Origin of the sequence: Pseudonocardia sp. SID8383 (genome assembly GCF_009864975.1) — a bacterium.
GTDB lineage: Bacteria > Actinomycetota > Actinomycetes > Mycobacteriales > Pseudonocardiaceae > Pseudonocardia > Pseudonocardia alni.
The window spans coordinates 1-247 of the sequence record NZ_WWFY01001043.1 but is presented as its reverse complement, the minus strand read 5'-3'; the positions used below and the strand labels follow the sequence as shown (position 1 = coordinate 247).

The window sequence follows — 247 nt, the reverse complement described above, 5'->3', positions numbered from 1 at the left end:
ACGGTGGTCGCGGCGTGCGCGCGCAGCTCCCGCGACAGCCGGTCGCTGCGGGCGGCGTGCCACAGGCGCAGCCCGACGCCGAGCGCGGCGACGACGAGCACCAGCGTCGCGCTGCCGGGGCTGCCCGCGACGGCGAGCAGCACCCCGAGCACGGTCATCAGGCCGGAGAACGGGCCGGCGAGCGCGCGGCGGGCCCACACGGCCGCGCCCGGGCGCCGGACGGCATCGGTGGCGTTGTCACCGTGGG

Annotated in this window: 1 pseudogene; it reads right to left on the bottom strand. The window is 80.2% G+C overall.

The annotated features are described in order from the left end of the window. Positions 1-247: pseudogene (locus tag GTW08_RS24925) on the bottom strand (hypothetical protein); the annotation flags it as partial.